We start from the raw sequence: 22425 nt of genomic DNA on the forward strand, positions 1-22425 counted from the left end.
GTCCGGATCATAGGTCGGATCGCATGATCACGCCCGGATAGCATCCGGCGCATGGAGCCCGCACTGCATCTGGACACCGAAGACGGCATCGCGACCGTCCGCATCGCCAACCCCGCCAAGCGGAACGCCATGACCACGGACATGTGGCGGGCGCTGCCCGGGCTGCTGGCGGGGTGCGCGGCCGACCCGGCCGTCCGCGTCCTCGTCCTGACCGGCGAGGGGGACACCTTCTGCGCGGGCGCGGACATCTCCACGCTGACCGAGGGCGCCGAGGCGTCGCGGGATCTGGCGGTCGCGGCCGAGGAGGCCCTCGCCGCGTTCCCCAAGCCGACGGTCGCGGCCGTGCGCGGCCACTGCGTGGGCGGCGGCTGCCAGCTCGCGGCCGCCTGCGACCTGCGGTTCGCGGCGGAGGGGGCGAGCTTCGGCATCACCCCGGCGCGGCTGGGGATCGTCTACGCGGCGTCCTCCACCCGGCGGCTGGTGGAGCTGGTCGGCCCGGCGACGGCGAAGTACCTGCTCTTCTCCGCCGAGCTGATCGACACCGAGCGCGCGCTGCGTACCGGTCTGGTGGACGAGGTGTGGCCGCGGGACGCGCTGGACAAGCGGGTGGCGGAGTTCGCCCGGGTGCTGGCCTCGCGGTCACAACTGACCCAGGCGGCGGCGAAGGAGTTCGCGGCGGGGCCGGCGAACGCCGAGCGGCTCGCGTACTGGACGGAGCAGGCGCGCGGCAGCGGCGACACCGCCGAGGGGGTCGCCGCCTTCCTGGAGCGCAGGGCACCGCGGTTCGGATGGACCGTGGGACGGCCCAGCTAGGGCCTGCCCGGCGGATCCTCGCGGGCTCCCGACGCCTGGCACCGGGGCCACCTCCCAGCGGCAACCGGGGGACTCGCCGCGTTGGTCGGGCCCGCCCGAGGAGGCCCGGCGCAAGGGCGGGACTCCGCCTTGCCGACCCGCGCACCAAAGGCCCCGATCCACGAAGATCCACCGCACAGGCCCTACCGCAGGGTCCCGGCCGCGGCGCGCGCCGCGGCGACGACGTCGGCGGGGGCCGTCAGCGGCGAGCCCGCGTCGTAGGGCGGCCGCGGGTCGTACTCGATGAACAGCTGGACGGTCTGCGCGGCGCGGTCGCCCGCGATGCGGCCCACGAGTGTGAGCCCCATGTCGATGCCGGCGGAGACCCCGGCGGCGGTGACGTACTTGCCGTCCAGGACGACCCGCTCGCCCGCCGGCTCGGCACCGTAGGCGGCCAGTTGCTCCAGCATGAGCCAGTGCGAGGTGGCGCGCCGGCCCCTCAGCAGCCCGGCGGCGCCCAGGATCAGCGATCCGGTGCACACCGACGTCGTCCACGTCGTCCCCCGGTCCACGGCGGTCAGCCAGTCCCGCACCGGGCCGGGGCGTCGGTGCGGCTCGGTGCGGACGGGCGGTCCGCCGGGGACGACCACGACGTCGGGGGAGGTCACCTCGGCGAGGCCCGCGTCGGCGCGGAGCGTGAGGTTGCCGCTCTCGTTGGGCAGGGGCCCGGGGCGCTCCGCGACGAAGACGGTCTCGGCGCCGGCGATACGGCTCAGGGTGTCGTACGGGCCGACGGCGTCGAGGGCGGTGAAGCCCGGATAGAGCAGGATGGCGATCTGCACGGCAGCTCCTCGGGAAGGGGTCTCGCGGAGGGTCACCCCGCCCTACCACCCCTACCAACTAGTAGGTAACGTGCGGGACATGACCACTCTGCCCGAGCGCGCCGGTCGGCGCTGCCACAACGTTGTCAACACCGTGCACTCCGCCCTGTACTTCTCGCCGGACCTGCGGGAGGAGCTGGGCCGGCTCGGTCTCCAGGAGGGCGCCTACTTCGCCGGACGGGGCGCCGCCCTCGGCCGGGTCGGGGCGGGCACGATCACGGCGACCTTCTACAACTTCAAGCACGACATGGTGGCCGGGTTCATCCCGCGGCTGTGGGACGTCGCCTCGCCGCAGGACGTCCTCCAGGCGCGGCTGCGGGCCTGTGACTCCATGATGCGGCGGCTGCTCGGCGACGACGTCGTCGCCTCCCCGGAGATGGCCGAGGCGGCCGAACTCGCGCTGCGCGCCACGGAGGGCTGCAGCCGCTCGGCCCGCCCGCTGTACTCCGCGCACGCCGACCTGCCGGTGCCGGACGCCCCGCACCTCGCCTACTGGCACGCCGCCACGCTGCTGCGCGAGCACCGCGGCGACGGGCATCTGATGGCGCTGGCCGCGGCGGGCGTCGGACCGGTGGAGGCGATCGTCAGCCACGCCGCGAGCGGCAAGGGCATGTCCGAGAAGTGGCTGCTCACCACGCGCGGCTGGAGCAAGGAGGAGCTGGCCGCGGGGCGGGAGCGGCTGCGGGAGCGCGGACTGCTGGACGCGGACGGGAAGTTGACGGAGGCGGGCGTCAAGCACCGCGAGGACCTGGAGGACGAGACGGACCGGCTGGACGCGGGGCCGTACGAGCACCTGGGCGCGGCGGGCGTGGAGCGGCTCACCGAGTTGGGGACGGTCTTCGAGACGGCCGTCGTGAAGGCGGGCGCGTTCCCGCCGGACCTGCGCGGCTGAGGCTCCGGGTCTTCGCAAGGCCCGGAGGCCGCCGCCCGCCGCCGCGCGCGAAGGAACGCGCGGCGGCGGGCGGCGCTGTCGGCGGTACCTGCCACAATGCAGATCGCAGCTCGAAGAGAAAGCGGAGCGTGATCGTGACGGCAGCTGGTACGTCGACCGAAGGCAGGATCGCAGGCAGGATCGCCGAGGAGCTCGGCGTGCGGGAGCGGCAGGTGAAGGCGGCCGTCGACTTGCTCGACGGCGGGTCGACCGTGCCGTTCATCGCCCGTTACCGCAAGGAAGCGACCGAGATGCTCGACGACGCGCAGCTGCGCGCCCTCGAGGAGCGGCTGCGGTACCTGCGGGAGCTGGAGGACCGGCGGACGGCGGTCCTGGAGTCCGTGCGGTCGCAGGGCAAGCTGGACGAGTCGCTGGAGGCGCGGATCCGCGAGGCGGACTCCAAGGCGCGGCTGGAGGACATCTATCTGCCCTTCAAGCCCAAGCGGCGCACCAAGGCGCAGATCGCGCGGGAGGCCGGGCTGGAGCCGCTGGCGGACGGACTGCTGCGGGACCCCGGCGTCGAACCGCTCGCGGCGGCCGCGGCCTTCGTGGACCCCGACAAGGGCGTGGCCGACGCGGCCACCGCGCTGGAGGGCGCGCGGGCCGTCCTGACCGAGCGGTTCGGGGAGGACGCGGACCTCATCGGCGAGCTGCGCGAGCGCATGTGGTCGCGCGGGCGCGTGGCGGCGAAGGTGCGGGCCGGCAAGGAGGAGGCGGGCGCGAAGTTCGCCGACTACTTCGACTTCGCCGAGCCCTTCACCGAGCTGCCCTCGCACCGGGTGCTGGCGATGCTGCGGGGTGAGAAGGAGGAGGTCCTCGACCTCAACCTGGAGCCGGAGGAGCCGCGCGAGGACGGCGGCCCGAGCTCGTACGAGCAGGCGATCTCACGGCGGTTCGGCATCGCCGACCGGGCCCGGCCCGGGGACAAGTGGCTGGCCGACACCGTGCGCTGGGCCTGGCGCACCCGTGTCCTGGTCCACCTCGGCATCGATCTGCGGCTGCGGCTGCGGCAGGCCGCCGAGGACGAGGCGGTCCGGGTCTTCGCGGCGAACCTGCGGGACCTGCTGCTCGCCGCGCCCGCGGGCACCCGCGCCACGATGGGGCTCGACCCCGGTTTCCGTACGGGCGTGAAGGTCGCCGTCGTGGACGCCACCGGCAAGGTCGCCGCGACCGAGACGATCTACCCGCACGTCCCGCAGCAGAAGTGGGACGCGTCGCTGGCGACGCTGGCCCGGCTCGCCCGCGAGCACGACGTGGAGCTGATCGCGATCGGCAACGGCACGGCGTCGCGCGAGACCGACAAGCTCGCGACGGATCTCATCGCCCGGCAGCCGGAGTTGAAGCTGACGAAGGTGATGGTGTCGGAGGCGGGCGCGTCGGTGTACTCCGCGTCGGCCTTCGCCTCGCAGGAGCTGCCGGACCTGGACGTGTCGCTGCGCGGCGCGGTGTCGATCGCCCGGCGGCTGCAGGACCCGCTGGCCGAGCTGGTCAAGATCGACCCCAAGTCGATCGGCGTCGGGCAGTACCAGCACGATCTGTCCGAGGTGAAGCTCTCCCGCTCCCTCGACGCGGTCGTCGAGGACTGCGTCAACGGTGTGGGCGTCGACGTCAACACCGCCTCCGCGCCGCTGCTCTCGCGCGTCTCCGGCATCAGCGCGGGCCTCGCGGAGAACATCGTCGCCCACCGCGACTCCAACGGCCCCTTCCGGTCCCGTCGGGCGCTGAAGGACGTGGCCCGGCTCGGCCCGAAGGCGTACGAGCAGTGCGCCGGCTTCCTCCGCATCCGCGGCGGCGACGACCCGCTGGACGCGTCCAGCGTGCACCCCGAGGCGTACCCCGTGGTGCGGGCGATGATCAAGTCGACGGGTGGCGAGGTCGCCTCCCTCATCGGCAACACGACGACGCTGCGCTCGCTGCGCCCGGCGGACTTCGTGAGCGACTCCTTCGGCCTGCCGACGGTCACGGACATCCTGCGGGAGCTGGAGAAGCCGGGCCGGGACCCGCGTCCGGCGTTCAAGACGGCGACGTTCAAGGACGGCGTCGAAAAGATCGGTGATCTGACGCCGGGGATGCTGCTGGAGGGCGTCGTCACCAATGTGGCCGCGTTCGGTGCCTTCGTGGACGTGGGTGTGCACCAGGACGGTCTGGTGCACGTGTCGGCCATGTCGAAGACGTTCGTGAAGGACCCGCGGGATGTGGTCAAGCCGGGCGACATCGTGCGGGTGAAGGTCATGGACGTCGACATTCCGCGCAAGCGGATTTCGCTGACGCTCAGGTTGGACGACGAGTCGCCGTCCGGCGGGGGTGCGGGTGGCTCGGCCGCCCGCGAGCCGCGCGGCGCCCGCGGTGGCGCCCGGAGCGGCGACCGCCGTGCCGCCCCGCAGCAGCGCCGCGGCGGCACGACACCCCGCGAGGCGGCGGCCCCGGCGAACGACGCGATGGCGGACGCACTGCGCCGCGCGGGGCTGTTGAACCCGAAGCGGTAGCCCTGGCCGGGCGGGCGGACATCGACGGTGCCGCCCGCCGTCCCGGCCGGGCGGAGCCACGGCGCCCGCTGTCGCGGCGGTAGGCGATCCGCCGGGCCGCACCGTTTCCGGCGCAGCGGCGAGAACCCCCACACGATCGCCTCGGCGCTGGTGTTCAGCCGGCCCCGGCGGGGCGAGAACTTCCCGCCGCGACAGCGGCAGACACCGACGGTGCGCACCCGCCCCGGCCGGATCGGCACCGCCGGGCCGCACCGTGGGGGTCCTCGCCGCGGCGGAAACAATCACCACGACGCTGGTGGTCAGCCGGCCCCCTGTCCCGGCGGGGCGAGAACCTGCCGCCGCGACGGCGCACAGCCACCACGGCTGGGTTCGGCACCGCCGAAACACAACGTGGAGGTCCTCACCACCGCGGCGGAAACGATCACCACGACGCTGGTGGTCAGCCGGCCCCATGGTGTGGCGGGGGCAAGAACTTCCCGCCGCGACGGCGTCCGGCCCCGGCGGTGGAGACCGGCGGGGCCTTCCCGGGCCGGGGGCCGGCGTTCGGGCTCCGACGCGGGCCCGCCGGGCGGCCGCTTCGGGACGGGCCGCGCTGAGCGCGTCAGCGCTCCGCGATGCGGCCCGCCGTTACCTCGATGCGGCGCGTCGTGTGGACCGCTTCGAGCATGCGGCGGTCGTGGGTGACCAGGAGCAGCGTGCCGTTGTACGAGGCGAGCGCGGACTCCAACTGCTCGATGGCCGGCAGGTCGAGGTGGTTGGTGGGCTCGTCGAGGACGAGGAGGTTGACTCCGCGGGCCTGGAGGAGCGCCAGCGCGGCGCGGGTGCGCTCGCCCGGGGAGAGCGTCGCGGCCGGGCGGAGCACATGCGCGGCCTTGAGGCCGAACTTGGCGAGCAGGGTGCGGACGTCGGCCGGCTCCAGCTCCGGTACGGCGGCTTCGAACGCGGCCAGCAGTGCCTCGTCGCCGAAGAACAGGGCGCGCGCCTGGTCCACCTCGCCCACCACCACGCCCGGGCCCAGCGTAGCGCCGCCCGCGTCCAGCGGCAGCCGGCCGAGCAGCGCCGCGAGCAGCGTGGACTTGCCGGAGCCGTTGGCGCCGGTGATGGCGACCCGGTCCGCCCAGTCGATCTGGAGGTCGGCGGGGCCGAAGGTGAAGGAGCCGCGTCGTACCTCGGCGCCGCGCAGGGTGGCCACGACCGCGCCCGAGCGGGGCGCGGCGGCGATCTCCATCCGCAGCTCCCACTCCTTGCGCGGCTCCTCGACCACGTCGAGCCGCTCGATGAGCCGCTCGGTCTGCCGGGCCTTGGCGGCCTGCTTCTCCGTCGACTCGGCGCGGAGCTTGCGCCCGAACTTGTCGTTGTCGGTGGACTTGCGCCGGGCGTTGCGGACGCCCTTCTCCATCCAGTTCCGCTGGGTGCGGGCGCGGTCCTCCAGCCCGGCGCGGGTGTCGGCGTACTCCTCGTACGCCTCGCGGGCGTGCCGGCGGGCCGTCTCGCGCTCCTCCAGGTACGCGGTGTAGCCGCCGCCGTAGAGGGTGACCTGCTGCTGGGCGAGGTCGAGTTCGAGGACCTTGTTCACCGTGCGGGAGAGGAACTCGCGGTCGTGGCTGACCAGGACCGTGCCGGCGCGCAGCCCGGTGACGAAGTTCTCCAGGCGGGCCAGGCCGTCCAGGTCGAGGTCGTTGGTGGGCTCGTCGAGGAGGAAGACGTCGTAGCGGCTGAGCAGCAGCGAGGCGAGCCCGGCGCGGGCCGCCTGGCCGCCGGAGAGGCTGGTCATGGGCCGGTCCAGATCGACCGTGAGGCCGAGGGAGCCCGCGATCTCCGCCGCGCGCTCGTCCAGGTCCGCGCCGCCGAGGTCGAGCCAGCGGTCCAGGCCCACGGCGTACGCGTCGTCCGCGCCCGGTGCGCCGTCGACGAGTGCCTGGGTGGCGGCGTCGAGCGTGGCCTGGGCCTCGGCGACCCCGGTGCGGCGGGCGAGGAAGGCCCGTACCGTCTCGCCGTCCCGTCGCTCGGGCTCCTGCGGCAGGTGGCCGACGTTCGCGGTCGGCGGGCTGAGCCGCAGGCCGCCCGCCTCGGGGGTGTCGAGGCCCGCGAGCAGGCGCAGCAGCGTCGACTTCCCGGCGCCGTTGGCCCCGACGAGACCGATGACGTCGCCGGGCGCGACGACGAGGTCGAGCCCGGAGAAGAGGGTGCGGTCGCCGTGTCCGGCGGCGAGGTCCTTGGCGACGAGAGTGGCACTCATAAGACCTTCGACTTTAGCCGCTGAGCCGGTCCCTCCCGAACCGGATTTCCCGGGGCCCCGCCGCTCACCCGCCCACCCTTGCCACCCGCACGTCCCCGAAGGTGCGCGCCACCACGAATGTCCCGCCCCTCCCTCGCTTCCCCAGGCGTCCGTCGAGCGGCACCGTGTGCCGGCCCGGTTCCAGGCGGGCGTCGAGGAGGTCGTGGGCGCGGACCCGGTGCAGGCGGTCCAGGCGGTAGCCGGTCAGGCGGACCCGGCAGGCGGCGGACACCTCGACATGGGCCTCGGCCGTGGTGGCGGTCAGGGCGGTCAGCGGGCGCCGGTCGTCGGGGGTGCGCTGGAGGGCCTCTTCGATACGGGCGACGAGGAGCGGGACGATGGGCGCGAGGGGCTCGACGACGACGGCGTCGGATCCCGCGGCCGCGAACGCGGCGCGGACGGCGGCCCGCTCGTCCTCGCCGACCGTCGGGTCGAAGGCCACCGCCGCGTACGTGCGCAGCTCCTCGCCGGCCGCGCCCGCCGCGTCACGGGTGATCTCCGCGCCGACGCCGATGGACCGCAGGGCCGCCGCGAGCCGGGCGAGCACGGCGACGCGGCCGCCGACCAGCAGGACCCGGCGGGCGGCCGTCTCGGGGATGCCGTCGGCGAGCAGCCGTTCCAGCGTGGCGCGGTACTCGCCGGCGCGGAAGCGGAAGGGGCCTACGCCGTGGTAGCCGTCGCGGGCGAGGTCGGGGGTCTCGTCGGTCTGCCAGGCGAAGTCCCGCCAGACGATGTCGGGGCCGTCCCGCTCGATCACGGCGGTGACCGCGCCGCATGCCAGGCCCTCGCACTCGGGGCAGCCGTAGAGCACGTACCGCCCGTCGGCGAGCGGGGGTTCGGCGTCCAGCAGCAGTCGGCGGACGTGTGCGGTGAAGATCGACGGGCCGAGGTCGGCGGCGAGCGGGGAGACCGCGTCGAGGTCGGCGAGGCGGGCCAGCAGGGCCCGGCCGTCGACGATGAAGTCCAGGAAGTCCCGGTGCGCCTGGTACCCGCCGTCCGGCAGCACACCGCCGGCGCGCGTCGCCGGCGCCAGCCCGAAGGTCGCGTACTCCGCCATGCCCGCAGTATTCCCCCGCGTGTGCCGCTTCGAGCCCGCCGCCGGGGATTTCGCGGGTACCGTCGCCGCATGGCGAGTGACGTGATCGTGATCGGTGCCGGGGTCATAGGTCTGACCAGCGCGGTCGTGCTGGCTGAGCGCGGGCGGCGGGTCGAGGTGTGGAGCCGGGAACCGGCCGTCGACACCACGTCGGCGGTGGCCGGGGGGCTGTGGTGGCCGTACCGCATCGAGCCCGAGGCCGCGGCCGGGGAGTGGGCGCTGCAGTCGCTGCGGGAGATGTCCGAGCTGGCCGCGCGGCCCGCGGACACCGGGGTGCGCATGGTCGCCGGCACCCATGCGGAGATCGGTCCGGCGGATCTCGGCCCGTGGGCGGCGCGGGTGCCGGGGCTGCGGGCGGCCGGTGCGGGCGAGTTGCCCGCGGGGTACGGGCACGGGCTGCGCGCCCGTATCCCGTTGCTGGACATGCCGACCCATCTCGGCTATCTGCACCGGCGGTTGGCCGCCGCGGGCGGCACGGTCACCGCCTGTACGGTCGCCTCCCTCGCGGAGGCGGGCCGCGCGGCGGGGACCGTCGTGAACTGCACCGGGCTCGGCGCCCGCGATCTGGTGCCCGACCCGGACGTGCACCCCGTGCGGGGGCAGATCGTCGTCGTCGGGAATCCGGGGGTGACCGAGTGGTTCGCGGCCGCCGCCCACGACGCCGCCGACATCCTCTACGTCCTCCCCCAGCCCTACGGCGTGGTGCTCGGCGGCACCGCCCTGGACCACGTCTGGGACCGTACGCCCACGCCCGCCGTCGCCGAGGCGATCGTCGCCCGCTGTGCCCGGGTGTACCCCGCTCTCGCGCACGCGCCCGTCCTGGCGCACAAGGTGGGGCTGCGCCCGGCCCGGTCCCGGGTGCGGCTGGAGGCCGCCCGGCTGCCGGGCGGGGCGCGGCTGATCCACAACTACGGCCACGGCGGGGCCGGGGTCACCGTCTCCTGGGGCTGCGCCCTGGCGGCGGCGGAGCTCTCCGAGGGCTGACCGTGCCGTTTGACGCGCCGGGTCCCCGACTGCGGGCCGTCTTGCCGCCTGCGGCGGCGGGCGCCCTGCGGGCACGTCCTCAAACGCCGGACGGGCTGCTGTGCTGTGTCCTCAACGCCGGACGGGCTTGGCGGCTGAGCTCAGCCAAGACCAAGCCCGTCCGGGGGTTGCGGACACCACACGCCAAGACCGGCCGGCCAGGCCTACGGCAGGTGGTCGAGGGCCGGGATGCCCAGGCCGCGTGCCGGGGCGATCGGCATCGGCGGCCGACGGTCGTTTGACCCCGCCGTCGCCCGGGCGAAGGCCGCGTAGCCGCCGACGAGCGGGAGCCGGGCGGTGGTGCGGCGCAGGTCCACCGTCAGCCGCGGGGTGGTGGAGGCGGGTTGGAGGAGGCCCCGGTCCGTGCCCGCGACGATCAGCGCCAGGCGGTGGCCCGCCGGGACGACGTGGTCGCTCGCGGCCAGGTCGAGGGTGATGGTGTACGGCTTGCCGGGGGTCAGCGGGCTGCCCTGGGTGAGGTCCGCGTGGTGGCCGAGGTCGGCCCAGCCGCGGCTGAAGACCGTGTGGCCGACCTGCGCCGTATTGGCCTCCGTCCGCTTGTAGCAGGCGCTGTCGCCCGTGCCGGTGCTGCCCCAGCAGGTGCGGTCGGTGAGGGTGCGGATGCCCTCCCCGGCGGCCGCGTAGTCGCGGACGGTGGCCGGGCCCAGGTCGACGAGGACGGCCGAGAGGTGGGCGGAGGTGGTGGACGGGGTGACCGTGAGGCTCACCCGGGAGGAACCGGACAGTCGCAGATCGCGGGTGAGCGGTTTCGTGATGAACCCGGCCTTGTCGGGTGTGGCGGTGTCGATGTGGGCCGACCAGTCGCGCTCGCTCTTCGCGGGGTCGTCCGTGAATTCCGCGATGGCGCCGCGCGGCGCCGGTGCGAGGCCGAGGGTGCCGACGCCCGGGGTGGTTCCGGGGGCGGGGTGCAGCGTGGTCGTGGCCGTGGCGCGCGGCGGCCAGACGCGGTCGGTGCGCCACTGGTCGGGGGCGTCCTCGATGTCGGCCATCGGCTCGCGCTCGACGCCGTTGTCGTAGCCGAGGAGGTAGTGGTCGAACCAGCGGTGCAGGGTGGAGACCCAGGCCTCGCGGCGGAAGTCGAACGGGTCGACGTGTCCGGCCTGGGAGAGCCAGAGTTTGCGTTCGACGCCGTTGGCGGCGAGGGCGTCCCACCACTGGCCGAAGTGCTTGGTGCGGACGTTGAGGTCCTGCATGCCGTGGACGGCGAGGACGCTGGCCCGGACCTTGTGCGCGTCGGGGACGTAGTCGCGCTCGCTCCACAGCGGCGTCCAGTCGCCGTTGCGCGGTGCGCCCTCGACGAGCTTGCGCTGGACGGCCTGGCAGCGGCCGCGTGCCTCGGGGCTCTCGACGCCGTTCGCGAGCCCGTCGGGGCCGCTGCCGAAGAGCGCGGCGCCCTTGGCGAAGTAGTAGTCGTACCAGGAGCTGATGGCGCCGATCGGGACGATCGTCTCCAGGCCCTCGACGCCGGTGGCGGCGACGCCGTTGGCGATCGTGCCGTCGTAGCTCTTGCCGATCATGCCGACGGCGCCGGTGGTCCAGTCGGCGTCGACGGCGTCGTTGCCGGTGCGGGTGCGGTAGCCGTGCGCACGGCCGCCCAGCCAGTCGACGACGGCCTTGGCGGACTGGACGTCGGAGCGGCCGCCGATGTCGACACAGCCCTCGGAACGGTTGGTTCCGGCGAGGTCGACGAGGGCGACGGCGTAGCCGCGCGGCACGAAGTAGTTGTCGTAGTACAGCGGGAACCCGACGGGCCTCCCCTGGGCGTCGTAGGTCTTCTTCTGGCTCTCGTTGCCGCGGCCGCAGCAGGAGTAGTAGGGACTGGCGTCCATGATCACCGGCACCCGGCGGCCGCGCTCGGCGGCTTCGCCGGGGCGGATGACGTCGACGGCGACCCGGTCGGTGCGACCGTCCCCGTCGCCGTCGAGGCCGATGTCGACCCACACGGACTCGCGCACCGCGCGGTCGTAGGAGTAGACGGGTCTGCTCTGTCCGCCCCGGGGTCCGCTCTCCGGCACGGGCGCGGCGTGCGCGGCCGTCGGCAGCGGGACGAGTACGGCGAGCAGGGCGGCCAGGGCCGCGACGACGAACGTTGTCAAAGGTATGCGGGTGTCCCGCGCGCGTTTGGGCACGGCCGGACCGTAGCGTGAGTCAACTCCCGTACAGAAGGGGCGGGAGCGCTCGGACCGGGACTCACGAGGTGGCCGGGATCGCACTGATGACAGCCGCGTGTCGATCACATGTCGGGATAAGCCATGGACATGGCCTCATCCACAGTGAGTACATAGGGTGCGAGTGATTGATCGTTCTCCCTTACGAGTTGGAGGATTCGTGCGTCACAGACTCATCGTTCCGAGCGCGGCCGCCGCCTGCCTGCTGCTGGCGATCCCGGCGTCGGCAGCCGATGCCACGCCGGGGGCGCCGGGCGTCGGAGACTCCTATTACCCGGCCTCCGGCAACGGCGGCTACGACGTCTCCCACTACGACCTGCGGCTGAAGTACCAGCCGAAGACGGACAAGCTGGAGGGCACGGCGACGCTGATCGCCACCCCCACCCAGACGCTGTCCCGCTTCAACCTCGACTTCGCGCTCGATGTGAGCGAGGTGCTGGTCAACGGCAAGAAGGCCGCGTTCGCCAAGTCCGGCTCCCACGAGGTGGAGGTCACCCCCGCCGCCCCGCTGGAGAAGGACAAGCAGATCAGCGTGGTCGTCCGCTACAGCGGCGTGCCGTCCCAGGTGAAGGTCGACGGATCCACGGCCTGGCTGCGCACGCCGGACGGCGCGGCCATCGCGGGCGAGCCGGAGGGCTCCGTCTGGTGGTTCCCCAGCAACGACCACCCGACGGACAAGGCCACGTACGACATCTCCGTGTCGGTGCCGGACGACGTCCAGGCGATCAGCAACGGCGTCCTCGCGTCGAAGAGTTCGAAGCTCGGATGGACGCGCTACAACTGGCGCGCCACCAAGCCGCAGGCCACGTATCTGACCACCCTCGCGGTCGGCAAGTTCGACATCACGACGGACACCACGACCAATGGTCTGCCGGTCGTGAACGCCTACAGCAAGGACCTGGGCGACAACGCGGCGTCGGCGAAGGCCAGCGTCGAGCGCACCACCGAGGTCCTCGACTGGGAGAGCAAGGTCTTCGGCCCGTACCCGTTCAACGCGGCCGGCGGCTATGTGCCGAACGTGCAGACGGGATACGCGCTGGAGACCCAGACCCGGCCGTTCTACAGCCCCAAGCAGTTCGCGAACGGCGCGAACACCTCGGTGGTCGTGCACGAGCTGGCGCACCAGTGGTTCGGTGACAGCGTCTCGGTGAAGAACTGGCGCGACATCTGGGTCAACGAGGGCTTCGCGACGTACTCGCAGTGGCTGTGGTCGGAGAAGGAGGGCGAGGGCACCGCCCAGGAGCTGGCCGACTACATCTACACGTCGATCCCGGCCGACAACGCCTTCTGGAAGGTCAAGCCGGGCGACCCGGGTGCGGAGAACCAGTTCCACACCGCCGTCTACAACCGTGGTGCGGTCGCCCTCCAGGCGCTGCGCAACACGGTGGGCGACAAGGCGTTCTTCGCGATCCTCAAGGACTGGCCGACGGCGAACAAGTTCGGCAACGCCTCGGTCCAGGACTTCGTGAAGTTCGCGGAGAAGGCGTCGGGCAAGCCGCTCCAGAAGCTCTTCGACACCTGGCTGTTCACCACGTCGAAGCCCTCGCAGGCGAGCGCCGCGAAGGCGGGCATCGGCAAGGCCGCCGCCACGGGCAAGGCCGGCAAGGGCGTGTCGGCCGACCGGTCCGGCAAGGTCGCCGAGCCCAAGTCGTGGAAGAAGATCCAGTCCGCGCAGAGCGCGCACAAGCACTGATCCACCGGTCGGTTGCCGATGGGCGGCCCGTCACCCCGCGGGTGCGGGGTGACGGGCCGCCGTCGCGCTCACGGGGCGTACAGCTCCTCGATCTCCTCGGCGTACTTCTCCCGCACGACCCGCCGCCGCAGCTTGAGCGAGGGCGTCAGCTCGCCCGTCTCCGGGCCCCACTCGCGGGTGAGCAGCCGGTAGCGCTTGATCTGCTCGGTGCGGTTCAGCCGCGCGTTGGCCGCCGCCACGGCCCGGTCGATCTCCGCCCGTACGGCCGGGTGGCCGGCCAGCGCGGCCGGGTCGGCGTCGATGCCGTGCCGGGCGGCCCAGGAGGGGGTCAGCTCGGCGTCGAGGACGAGCAGGGCGACGAGGTAGGACCGCCCGTCGCCGTGGACGAACGCCTGGCCGACGAGCGGGTGTTCCTTGAGGGCGTTCTCGACGAGCGCGGGCGAGACGTTCTTGCCCGTCGAGGTCACGATGATCTCCTTCTTGCGGTCGACGACCCAGACGTAGCCGTCCTCGTCGATCCGCCCGATGTCGCCGGTGGCGAACCATCCCTCGGCGTCGGTCGCGCTCTCCACCGACCCGTCCGCCCGCAGATATCCGGCGCAGACGATCTCGCCGCGCACCTCGAGCTCGCCGTCGGCGGCCGTCCGCACCTCCACCCCGTCGAGCGGGCGGCCCACGGAACCGAGGCGGAAGCGCGTCGGCGCGTTGAGAGTCACCACGCCCGAGGTCTCGGTCAGCCCCCACCCGTCCATGATCACGATGCCGAACCCGGTCCAGAAGTCGACGACTTCCCCGGGCATCGGCGCGGTGGCGCTGCCGGCCCACACCAGCCGGTCCAGGCCCGCCAGGGCCAGCAGCGGAACGATCACCTGCTGCCGGGCCGCCTCGTACGCGGCCGCCAGCGCGGCCGGCGGCTCCTCGCCCCGCGCCCGGTGCGCGACGTACGCGCGGGCCGTCCCGCCCGCCGCCTCGATCACCCGCCGCCGCTCCTCCGGCAGGCTCTCCAGCGCGGCCCGTACGGACGCGGTCAGCTTCTCCCACACCCGTGGCACCCCGAAGAACTCCGCCGGGCGCAGCTCGCGCGCCCGGGCGGCGACGGTGGCCGGGTCGTCGCAGAGGTGGACGTGCCCGGCCCGCAGGAGGGGGAGGTAGATGCCGAGCACCCGTTCGGCGATGTGCGCGAAGGGCAGGTAGCAGAGGTGCTCGACGTGCTCGGGGAGGTCGACCGCGCGGTCGATGCCGACGCAGTCGAGCAGGACACCGCGATGGGTGATCACCACGCCCTTGGGGTCGCCGGTGGTCCCCGAGGTGTAGACGACGGTCACCGGGTCGGTGGGGCGCACCTCCCGCCAGGCCTTGTCGAAGGCCGCGCCGTCGTGCGGCGCCGCCTGCCGCGCGGTGAGCGTCGCGTACGGGGTGTGCCGCCCGACCGCCGTGGGGTCGACGACCAGCAGCTTCTCCAAGGGGACCGTGTCGTCGTCGGTCAGCGGCTCCCAGCGGGCCAGCTCGCCCGCCCCTTCGAGCACGGCCAGCCGGGCCCGGCTGTGCCGGGCGATATGGGCGATCTGCTCGGGCGAGGAGGTGCCGTAGACCGAGACGGGGACGGCGCCGAGGTGGACGAGGGCGAGGTCGCTGAGCCAGTGTTCGGGCCGGTTGCCCATCATCATCAGCACATGGTCGCCGCGCCCGACGCCGAGCGCGGCGTAGCCCGCGGCGAGGTCGGCGACCTGGGCGCGGGCGCGGGCCCAGGTGAGCGTGCGCGGTTCGGCACCGCCGGGATCGCGCCAGGTCAGGGCGGGGAGTTCGGGGTAGTCCGTGGCGTTGCGCAGCAGCAGCGCGGGGAGGGTGAGTTCGTCCGGTGCGGCGGGGAGTCGACGGCGCGGGGGCGTGGTCAATGCGGCCTCCAGGTGAAGGTGTCCGTGGGCCTTGGGCTGACGACCGGTCGAGAGGGAAGGTTTCACAGTGGTGGTGGCACAGCAATACTGTTGAACTCGATTGAGCCGGACGGATACCGCATCAGAGCCGGAAGAGAGAGCGAGGCGCCGCCGATGGCCACGGATACCGGGGATCCCACCCTCACCGTCGACGAGTTGGCCGCCCGCGCCGGGGTCACCGTCCGGACGGTCCGCTTCTACAGCACCCGCGGTCTGCTGCCCCCGCCGGAGATCGGGCCCCGCCGGGTCGGGCACTACGGCCCGGACCATCTGTCCCGGCTGGCGCTGATCGAGGAGTTGCAGCACCAGGGGCTGACGCTCGCCGCCATCGAACGCTACGTGCGGCAGCTCCCGCCGGACCTGAGCGCGCACGACCTGGCCATCCACCGGGCGCTGGTGGCGTCCTGGCTGCCGGACAAGGCGGAGGAGGCCACCCGCGCCCAGCTGGAGCGACGGGCCGGGCGGGCGCTGGCCGAGGAGGACATCGACCGGCTGACCGCGCTGAACGTCCTGGAGCGTCCGGCCGCGCGTGAAGGTGGCAGCGGCGACGAGGACACGTTCCGGGTGGACCCGGGGCTGCTGCAGCTGGGGGTGCGGCTGCTGGACGTGCCGATCGCGCTGGAGACGATCCTCGCGGCCCGCACGGTGCTGCTGGAGCACGCCCGCTCCACGGCCAGGGAGCTGACGCGGCTCTTCCAGGGCGAGGTGGACCCGGAGAACATCGAGGCGATGAAGTCGCTGTCGGCCCATATGCAGCCGCTGGTGGTCCAGGCCCTGGTGACGGCGTTCCAGCGGTCGCTCAAGCAGGAGCTGCGGGCGATGTACGCCGCCGGGGAGCCGGGCCGTACGGGTTAGGGCCCCTCCGGCCGGATGAGCGGTGGCCCGGCGCGGACCCGGGACCGCGCCGGCAGCCGGCCCCGGATGGCCGGATGTCGCCGCCGCACGGCCTGCCGGGCGCGGTGCCCCGGCAGGGGACCCGGGGTGGCCCCCGGCCGGCAGATCTTCGGCTGCGGGCCGTCGTTGCCGCCTGCGGCGGCGAGCGCCCTGCGGGCGCGTCCTCGAACGCCGGACGGGCTGATATCAGCTGAGCCCAGCCAATAGCGGTCCGTCCGGCGTTTGAGGACACCGCCGCGCAGCGGTGGTGCGCGCCCATGATCCGCCGGAGAGGCTCTAGCGGAACGTGCCGCCCTGCTCCGCCTTCTCCACGAGCAGCGCGGGCGGCTCGAAGCGGTCGCCGTAAGCGGCCTGGAGCTCCCGGGCACGGGCTACGAAGCCGGGCAGCCCGCCCTCGTAGCCGTTGATGAACTGGAGCACCCCGCCCGTCCAGCCGGGGAAGCCGATGCCCAGCAGGGAGCCGATGTTGGCGTCGGCGACGGAGGTGAGGACGTTCTCCTCCAGGCAGCGGACGGTGTCCAGCGCCTCGGAGAAGAGCATCCGGTCCTTCATGTCCTCGAAGGGCACGGGCGGGACCGCGGCACCCTGCTCGCCATCCCGGCCGAAGTGCTCGCGCAGGCCCGCCCACAGACCGGTCCGCTTGCCGTCGGCGTAGTCGTAGAAGCCGGCGCCGCCGGAGCGGCCCGTGCGGCCGAACTCGTCGACCATCCGGTCGATGACGGCGTCGGCGGGGTGCGGCGCCCAGACGCCGCCCGCGGCTTCGACCGCGCGCCGCGTCTCGTCGCGGATCCGGCGCGGCAGGGTGAGGGTCAGCTCGTCCATCAGGGAGAGCACCTTGGCGGGGTAACCGGCCTGGGCGGCGGCCTGCTCGACGGAGACGGGGTCGACGCCCTCCCCGACCATGGCCACGCCCTCGTTGATGAACCGGCCGATGACCCGTGAGGTGAAGAAGCCGCGCGAGTCGTTGACCACGATGGGCGTCTTGCGGATCTGCCGGACGAGGTCGAAGGCGCGGGCGAGGGCCTCGTCGCCGGTCCGCGCGCCCTTGATGATCTCCACCAGGGGCATCTTGTCGACGGGCGAGAAGAAGTGCAGGCCCACGAAGTCCATCGGGCGCTCGACGCCTTCGGCCAGGACGGTGATGGGCAGGGTGGAGGTGTTGGAGCACAGCAGCGCGTCGGGCTCGACGATGTGCTGGATCTCCTGGAAGACCTTGTGCTTGAGGGCCGGGTCCTCGAAGACCGCCTCGATGACGGCGTCACAGCCGGCGAGGTCCTGCGGGTCGGCGGTCGGGGTGATCCGGGCGAGCAGTTCGTCGCGCTCGGCCTCGGTGGTGCGGCCGCGGGAGAGCGCCTTGGCGAGCAGGCCCTCGGAGTAGGCCTTGCCCTTGGCGGCCGCCTCGGGCGAGACGTCCTTGAGGACCACGTCGATGCCGGCCCGGGCGCAGGAGTACGCGATGCCCGCGCCCATCATCCCGGCGCCGAGGACGGCGACCTTGCGGACCTTGCGGGGGGCTGCTGTGCCCTGCGGGCGGCTGCGGCCCGCGTTGACGGCCTGGAGGTCGAAGAAGAAGGCCTGGATCATGTTCTTGGAGATCTGCCCGGTGACCAGCTCCGTGAAGTAGCGGGCCTCGATGAGCTGGGCGGTCTCGAAGTCGACCTGGGAGCCCTCGACGGCGGCGGCCAGGATGTTGCGCGGGGCGGGGTAGGGGGCGCCCGCGAGCTGCTTCTTCAGGCTCGCCGGGAAGGCGGGCAGGTCGGCGGCGAAGCGGGGGTTCGCGGGGGTGCCGCCGGGGATCCTGTAGCCCTTGACGTCCCAGGGCTGCCGGGACTCGGGGTGCGCGTCGATGAACGCCCGTGCCTTGGAGAGGAGCTCGTCGCGGTCGGCGGCCAGCTCGTGGACGAGTCCGGCTTCCAGGGCCCGGCGCGGATCGTACTGCTTGCCCTGCAGCAGCACCTTCAGCAGGGCGTCGGTGATGCCGAGGAGCCGTACGGTGCGGGTGACGCCGCCGCCTCCGGGCAGCAGGCCGAGGGTGACCTCGGGGAGGCCGATCTTCGAGCCGGGGGCGTCGAGGGCGATGCGGTGGTGGCAGGCGAGCGCGATCTCGTAGCCGCCGCCGAGGGCCGCGCCGTTGACGGCGGCGACGACGGGGACGCCGAGGGTCTCGATCCGGCGCAGGTCGCGCTTGACCGTCATGCTCGCGTCGAGGACGGACCCGGCGTCGGCGGGGGTCGCGGCGATGAGCTCGCGCAGGTCGCCGCCGGCGAAGAAGGTCTTCTTCGCGGAGGTGAGGACGACGCCGCGGACCGACCCCGGCTCCGCCCGGCGCTCCGCCTCCAGGCGGTCGGCGACCGCCGTGAGGGACGCCTTGAAGGCGTTGTTCATGGTGTTGGCGGACTGGTCGGGGTCGTCCAGGACGAGGGTGACGATGCCGTCGTCGCTCCGCTCCCAGCGGATGGTGTTGCGCTCGCTCATGTCGGTGCTCTCCATGGGGAATTGTCCTCGATCGCCGGACAGAAGGAAGGGGGCCGGCCCGGGGCCCGTGGCGGTGCCTCGCCGTTGGCGGACCGACGGTGCCACACCGCGCCGCAGCACGGGTGGAGGTCCGCCGGAGGCTAGAGGCGCTCGACGACGGTCGCGCTGCCCATGCCGCCGCCGACGCAGAGGGTGATCAGGCCGTAGCGCTTGTCCTGTCGCTCCAGCTCGTCGACGACCGTGCCGAGAAGCATCGCGCCGGTCGCGCCGAGGGGGTGACCGAGGGCGATGGCGCCGCCGTTGACGTTGATCTTCTCCAGGCCGATGCCCATGTCCCGGGCGAAGCGCAGCACCACGGCGGCGAACGCCTCGTTGATCTCGATCAGATCGATGTCGTCGATGGTCAGGCCCGCCTTGGCGAGGGCCTTGCGGGTGGCGGGGGCGGGTCCGGTGAGCATGATGGTGGGGTCGGCGCCGGAGACGGCGGCGGAGACGATGCGGGCGCGGGGTGCCATGCCGTAGCGCTCGCCGACCTCGCGGTTGCCGATGGCGACGAGGGCCGCGCCGTCCACGATGCCGGAGGAGTTGCCCGCGTGGTGGACGTGGTCGATCTTCTCCACCCAGTGGTACTTCTGGAGCGCCACCGCGTCGAAGCCGCCCGCTTCGCCGATGCCCGCGAAGGAGGGCTTGAGGGCGCTCAGGGAGTCGGCGGTGGTGCCGGGGCGCAGGTGTTCGTCCCGGTCGAGGACGACGAGGCCGTTGCGGTCCCGTACGGGGACGACGGAGCGGTCGAAGCGGCCGGCCTTCCAGGCCTCGGCGGCGCGCTCCTGGGAGCGGGCGGCGAAGGTGTCGACGTCGCGGCGGGTGAACCCGCCGAGGGTGGCGATGAGGTCGGCGCCGATGCCCTGGGGCACGAAGTTGACGTCGAAGTTCGTCATCGGGTCGGCGAACCAGGCGCCCCCGTCGGAGGCCATGGGGACGCGGGACATCGACTCGACGCCGCCCGCGAGGACCAGGTCCTCCCAGCCGGAGCGGACCTTGGCCGCGGCGAGGTTGACGGCCTCCAGACCCGAGGCGCAGAAGCGGTTCTCCTGGACGCCGGCGACGGTGTCGGGGAGCCCGGCGGCGATGGCCGCGACCTTGGCGATGTCGGAGCCCTGGTCGCCGACGGGGCTGACGACGCCGAGCACGATGTCGTCGACGGCGGCGGGGTCCAGGTCCGGGAAGCGACGGCGCATCTCGTGGATCAGGCCGACGACGAGGTCGATCGGCTTGGTGCCGTGCAGCGACCCATTGGCCTTGCCGCGGCCGCGCGGGGTGCGGATCGCGTCGTACACAAACGCTTCGGTGCTCAAGGTCGGCAGCCTTTCGGGGAAAAAAGGGGGGCGGTGGAGAGCTGTGGGGCGAGGGCGGATCAGGAGAGCAGGGACCGGCCGATGATCTCCTTCATGATCTCGGTGGTCCCGCCGTAGATCGTCTGGATCCTGCCGTCGGTGAAGGCCTTGGCGACCCGGTACTCGGTCATGTAGCCGTATCCCCCGTGCAGTTGCAGACAGCGGTCGGCGACCCGCTTCTGCAGCTCGGTCGCCCACCATTTGGCCATCGAGGCGTGCACGGCGTCGAGCTCGCCCCGGGCGTGGTCCTCGATGCAGCGGTCCAGGAACGTGCGGGTGACGGCGCACTCGGTGGCCATCTCGGCGATCTCGAAGCGGATGTGCTGGAGCTTGGCCAGCGGACGGCCGAACGCCTCGCGCTCCTTGACGTACGCCGTGGTGATCTCCAGCAGGTGCTCGGCCGCCGCGATCCCGGCGACGGCTATGTTCATCCGCTCCTGGGCCAGGTTGGTCATCAGATGCCCGAACGCGCCGTGGAGTTCGCCGAGGAGGTTCTCCTTGGGGACGCGGACGTCGCGGAAGAACAGCTCGGCGGTGTCCTGGGCCTTCTGGCCGATCTTGTCGAGGTTGCGGCCGCGCTCGAAGCCCTCGGCCCCGCGCTCGACGACGAACAGACTGAGGCCCTTCGCCCCGCCCTCGGGCGTGGTCTTCGCGACGACGATGACGAGGTCGGCGAGGATGCCGTTGGAGATGAAGGTCTTGGAGCCGTTCAGCACCCAGTGGTCGCCCCGGTCCTCGGCCGCGGTGCGGATGCCCTGGAGGTCGGAGCCGGCCCCCGGCTCGGTCATGGCGATGGCCGTGATGGTCTCGCCCGTGCAGAAGCCGGGCAGCCAGCGGCGCTTCTGCTCGTCCGTGGCCAGCGAGGTCAGATACGGGCCGATGATGTCGTTGTGCAGCCCGATCGCCAGCCCGGAGGCGCCCGCGCGGGTGAACTCCTCGGTGAGCACGGCGCTGTAGCGGAAGTCGGTCGCTCCCCCGCCGCCGTACTCCTCGGGCACCGCGAGGCCGAGCAGCCCCTGCCGCCCGGCCGCGAGCCAGGCGTCGCGGGAGACGACGCCGTCCTCCTCCCACCGCGCGTGGTGCGGCGTCACTTCCTTGGCGAGGAACGTCCGCACGGTCTCGCGGAACGCCTCGTGGTCGGCGGTGAAGATCCGGCGCTGCATCGTCACGGTCCCTCCTGGGGCTTGTCGAGGCCGCGGACGTCCCAGTCGCGGGCGACCTCGGCGGTGTCGGCGCCGGGCCGCGCGGGCGGTCTGCGGACGGATCCGGGGGTGGCGGAGAAGCGCGGGGCGGGGGCAGGCTGGACGAGGCCGCCGTGTTCGACGAACGTGCCGCGCGCGGCGAGGTGCGGGTGCTCGGGGGCTTCGCGCAGCGACAGCACCGGCGCGACGCAGGCATCGGAGTCCTCGAAGACGGCCGTCCACTCGGCGCGGGTGCGCTGCCGGAAGCGGTCGGCGATGGCGGTGCGCAGCTCGCCCCAGCGGGCCAGGTCGTCGCGGGCGGGCGCGGTCTGCTCGATGCCGAGCAGACGGACGAATTCGGCGTAGAAGCGGGGCTCCAGCGCGCCGACCGCCATGTGGCCGCCGTCGGCCGTCTCGTACGTGCCGTAGAAGGGCGCGCCCCCGTCGAGGAGGTTGACCCCGCGCCGGTCCTGCCAGCCGCCGGCCGCCAGCATGCCGTGGATCATGGCGGTGAGGTGCGCGGTGCCGTCGACGATGGCGGCGTCGACGACCTGTCCGGTGCCGGTGGCCCGGGCGTGCTGGAGGGCGGCGAGGACGCCGATGACGAGGTAGAGGGAGCCGCCCGCGTAGTCGCCGAGGAGGTTGGCGGGCGGGTACGGCGGGCCGTCGGCCGGGCCGGTCATGCCCAGGGCGCCGGTGACGGCGATGTAGCCGATGTCGTGCCCGGCCGTGTGTGCGAGCGGGCCCTCCTGGCCCCAGCCGGTCATCCGTCCGTAGACGAGCCGGGGATTGCGGGCGAGGCAGGTGTCGGGGCCGACGCCGAGCCGCTCGGCGACGCCGGGGCGGTAGCCCTCCAGCAGCACGTCGGCCCGTTCGACGAGGTCGAGCACCGTCGCCGGGCCGTGCTCCGCCTTGAGGTCGACGACGACGGAGCGTTTGTTGCGGTTGGCGATGTCGTGGTCGGGGTCGATGGCGAGTCCCGGACCGCCGGGGCGGTCGACGCGGACGACGTCGGCGCCGAGGTCGGCGAGGAGCATGGCCGCGAACGGACCCGGCCCGATCCCCGCGAGCTCGACGACGCGCACCCCGGTGAGCGGGCCGTTCCCCGACGCTGCCATCCAGACCCCAGTCCCGTGACGACCTCTTGTGACACAACTGCTGTAACACTCGCGATGTTA

Annotated in this window: 15 protein-coding genes; 6 read left to right on the plus strand and 9 right to left on the minus strand. The window is 73.3% G+C overall.

What is annotated here, in order from left to right; translation table 11 throughout:
• Positions 1-51 precede the first annotated feature (51 nt).
• Positions 52-813 carry an enoyl-CoA hydratase/isomerase family protein gene (locus tag FHS38_RS21235; RefSeq protein WP_184735721.1) on the plus strand — a complete coding sequence of 254 codons (762 nt, stop codon included), beginning with the start codon at positions 52-54 and terminating at the stop codon, positions 811-813.
• A gap of 182 nt (positions 814-995) precedes the next feature.
• Here the strand turns inward: FHS38_RS21235 and FHS38_RS21240 are convergent, their stop codons facing one another.
• Positions 996-1634 (minus strand): DJ-1/PfpI family protein, encoded by a 639-nt coding sequence (locus FHS38_RS21240; protein WP_184735723.1) that lies wholly within the window; start codon positions 1632-1634, stop codon positions 996-998.
• A 79-nt stretch (positions 1635-1713) separates the two neighbouring features.
• Between FHS38_RS21240 and FHS38_RS21245 the strand changes: the two genes are divergently transcribed.
• The gene (locus FHS38_RS21245) at positions 1714-2565 is read left to right on the plus strand and encodes an SCO6745 family protein (protein ID WP_184735725.1); all 852 of its coding nucleotides are present in this window, start codon (positions 1714-1716) and stop codon (positions 2563-2565) included.
• Positions 2566-2699: 134 nt separating this feature from the next.
• A complete protein-coding gene (locus FHS38_RS21250; RefSeq protein ID WP_229822600.1) occupies positions 2700-5090 on the plus strand; it encodes a Tex family protein in 2391 nt (796 codons plus the stop codon).
• A gap of 601 nt (positions 5091-5691) precedes the next feature.
• On the opposite strand, the gene FHS38_RS21255 is transcribed toward FHS38_RS21250, so the two are convergent.
• Both FHS38_RS21255 and FHS38_RS21260 read right to left on the minus strand, forming a co-directional pair.
• The gene (locus tag FHS38_RS21255) at positions 5692-7329 is read right to left on the minus strand and encodes an ABC-F family ATP-binding cassette domain-containing protein (protein ID WP_184735728.1); all 1638 of its coding nucleotides are present in this window, start codon (positions 7327-7329) and stop codon (positions 5692-5694) included.
• A 64-nt stretch (positions 7330-7393) separates the two neighbouring features.
• On the minus strand, positions 7394-8425 hold the full coding sequence (locus tag FHS38_RS21260; RefSeq protein WP_184735730.1) for an oxidoreductase: 1032 nt from the start codon (positions 8423-8425) through the stop codon (positions 7394-7396).
• A gap of 69 nt (positions 8426-8494) precedes the next feature.
• Here FHS38_RS21260 and FHS38_RS21265 point away from each other — a divergent pair, with 69 nt between their 5' ends.
• Positions 8495-9448, plus strand: a complete 954-nt coding sequence (locus FHS38_RS21265; protein ID WP_184735732.1) for an FAD-dependent oxidoreductase — start codon at positions 8495-8497, stop codon at positions 9446-9448.
• Between the two features lie 203 nt (positions 9449-9651).
• On the opposite strand, the gene FHS38_RS21270 is transcribed toward FHS38_RS21265, so the two are convergent.
• A complete protein-coding gene (locus FHS38_RS21270; RefSeq protein WP_184735734.1) occupies positions 9652-11637 on the minus strand; it encodes a Xaa-Pro dipeptidyl-peptidase in 1986 nt (661 codons plus the stop codon).
• Between the two features lie 199 nt (positions 11638-11836).
• Here FHS38_RS21270 and FHS38_RS21275 point away from each other — a divergent pair, with 199 nt between their 5' ends.
• Entirely contained in the window at positions 11837-13369 is a 1533-nt protein-coding gene (locus FHS38_RS21275; RefSeq protein WP_184735735.1) for a M1 family metallopeptidase, read from the plus strand.
• 68 nt (positions 13370-13437) lie between these two features.
• On the opposite strand, the gene FHS38_RS21280 is transcribed toward FHS38_RS21275, so the two are convergent.
• On the minus strand, positions 13438-15264 hold the full coding sequence (locus tag FHS38_RS21280; protein WP_184735737.1) for an AMP-dependent synthetase/ligase: 1827 nt from the start codon (positions 15262-15264) through the stop codon (positions 13438-13440).
• A gap of 153 nt (positions 15265-15417) precedes the next feature.
• Between FHS38_RS21280 and FHS38_RS21285 the strand changes: the two genes are divergently transcribed.
• Complete coding sequence (locus FHS38_RS21285; protein ID WP_184735739.1) at positions 15418-16158, plus strand: MerR family transcriptional regulator; 741 nt, start codon at positions 15418-15420, stop codon at positions 16156-16158.
• Positions 16159-16473: 315 nt separating this feature from the next.
• Here the strand turns inward: FHS38_RS21285 and FHS38_RS21290 are convergent, their stop codons facing one another.
• The 4 genes from FHS38_RS21290 to FHS38_RS21305 all read right to left on the minus strand — a co-directional run bounded on the left by FHS38_RS21290 (position 16474) and on the right by FHS38_RS21305 (position 22365).
• Positions 16474-18672 (minus strand): 3-hydroxyacyl-CoA dehydrogenase NAD-binding domain-containing protein, encoded by a 2199-nt coding sequence (locus FHS38_RS21290; RefSeq protein ID WP_184736127.1) that lies wholly within the window; start codon positions 18670-18672, stop codon positions 16474-16476.
• Positions 18673-18812: 140 nt separating this feature from the next.
• Entirely contained in the window at positions 18813-20027 is a 1215-nt protein-coding gene (locus tag FHS38_RS21295; RefSeq protein WP_184735740.1) for an acetyl-CoA C-acetyltransferase, read from the minus strand.
• Between the two features lie 59 nt (positions 20028-20086).
• Entirely contained in the window at positions 20087-21229 is a 1143-nt protein-coding gene (locus tag FHS38_RS21300) for an acyl-CoA dehydrogenase family protein (RefSeq protein ID WP_184736129.1), read from the minus strand.
• A gap of 2 nt (positions 21230-21231) precedes the next feature.
• Positions 21232-22365: a CaiB/BaiF CoA transferase family protein gene (locus tag FHS38_RS21305; protein WP_184735742.1), complete on the minus strand. Its 1134-nt coding sequence runs from the start codon at positions 22363-22365 to the stop codon at positions 21232-21234.
• Between the last annotated feature and the right edge of the window lie 60 nt (positions 22366-22425).

This window comes from Streptomyces netropsis, assembly GCF_014203545.1.
Taxonomy (GTDB): domain Bacteria; phylum Actinomycetota; class Actinomycetes; order Streptomycetales; family Streptomycetaceae; genus Streptomyces; species Streptomyces netropsis.

Excerpts from the sequence above, each read along its gene's own strand:
- FHS38_RS21285 (WP_184735739.1), top strand. The coding sequence starts at position 15,418 with ATGGCCACGGATACCGGGGATCCCACCCTCACCGTCGACGAGTTGGCC.
- FHS38_RS21305 (WP_184735742.1), bottom strand. The coding sequence starts at position 22,365 with ATGGCAGCGTCGGGGAACGGCCCGCTCACCGGGGTGCGCGTCGTCGAG.
- FHS38_RS21255 (WP_184735728.1), bottom strand. The coding sequence starts at position 7,329 with ATGAGTGCCACTCTCGTCGCCAAGGACCTCGCCGCCGGACACGGCGAC.
- FHS38_RS21290 (WP_184736127.1), bottom strand. The coding sequence starts at position 18,672 with ATGAGCGAGCGCAACACCATCCGCTGGGAGCGGAGCGACGACGGCATC.
- FHS38_RS21265 (WP_184735732.1), top strand. The coding sequence starts at position 8,495 with ATGGCGAGTGACGTGATCGTGATCGGTGCCGGGGTCATAGGTCTGACC.
- FHS38_RS21245 (WP_184735725.1), top strand. The coding sequence starts at position 1,714 with ATGACCACTCTGCCCGAGCGCGCCGGTCGGCGCTGCCACAACGTTGTC.
- FHS38_RS21235 (WP_184735721.1), top strand. The coding sequence starts at position 52 with ATGGAGCCCGCACTGCATCTGGACACCGAAGACGGCATCGCGACCGTC.
- FHS38_RS21300 (WP_184736129.1), bottom strand. The coding sequence starts at position 21,229 with ATGCAGCGCCGGATCTTCACCGCCGACCACGAGGCGTTCCGCGAGACC.
- FHS38_RS21260 (WP_184735730.1), bottom strand. The coding sequence starts at position 8,425 with ATGGCGGAGTACGCGACCTTCGGGCTGGCGCCGGCGACGCGCGCCGGC.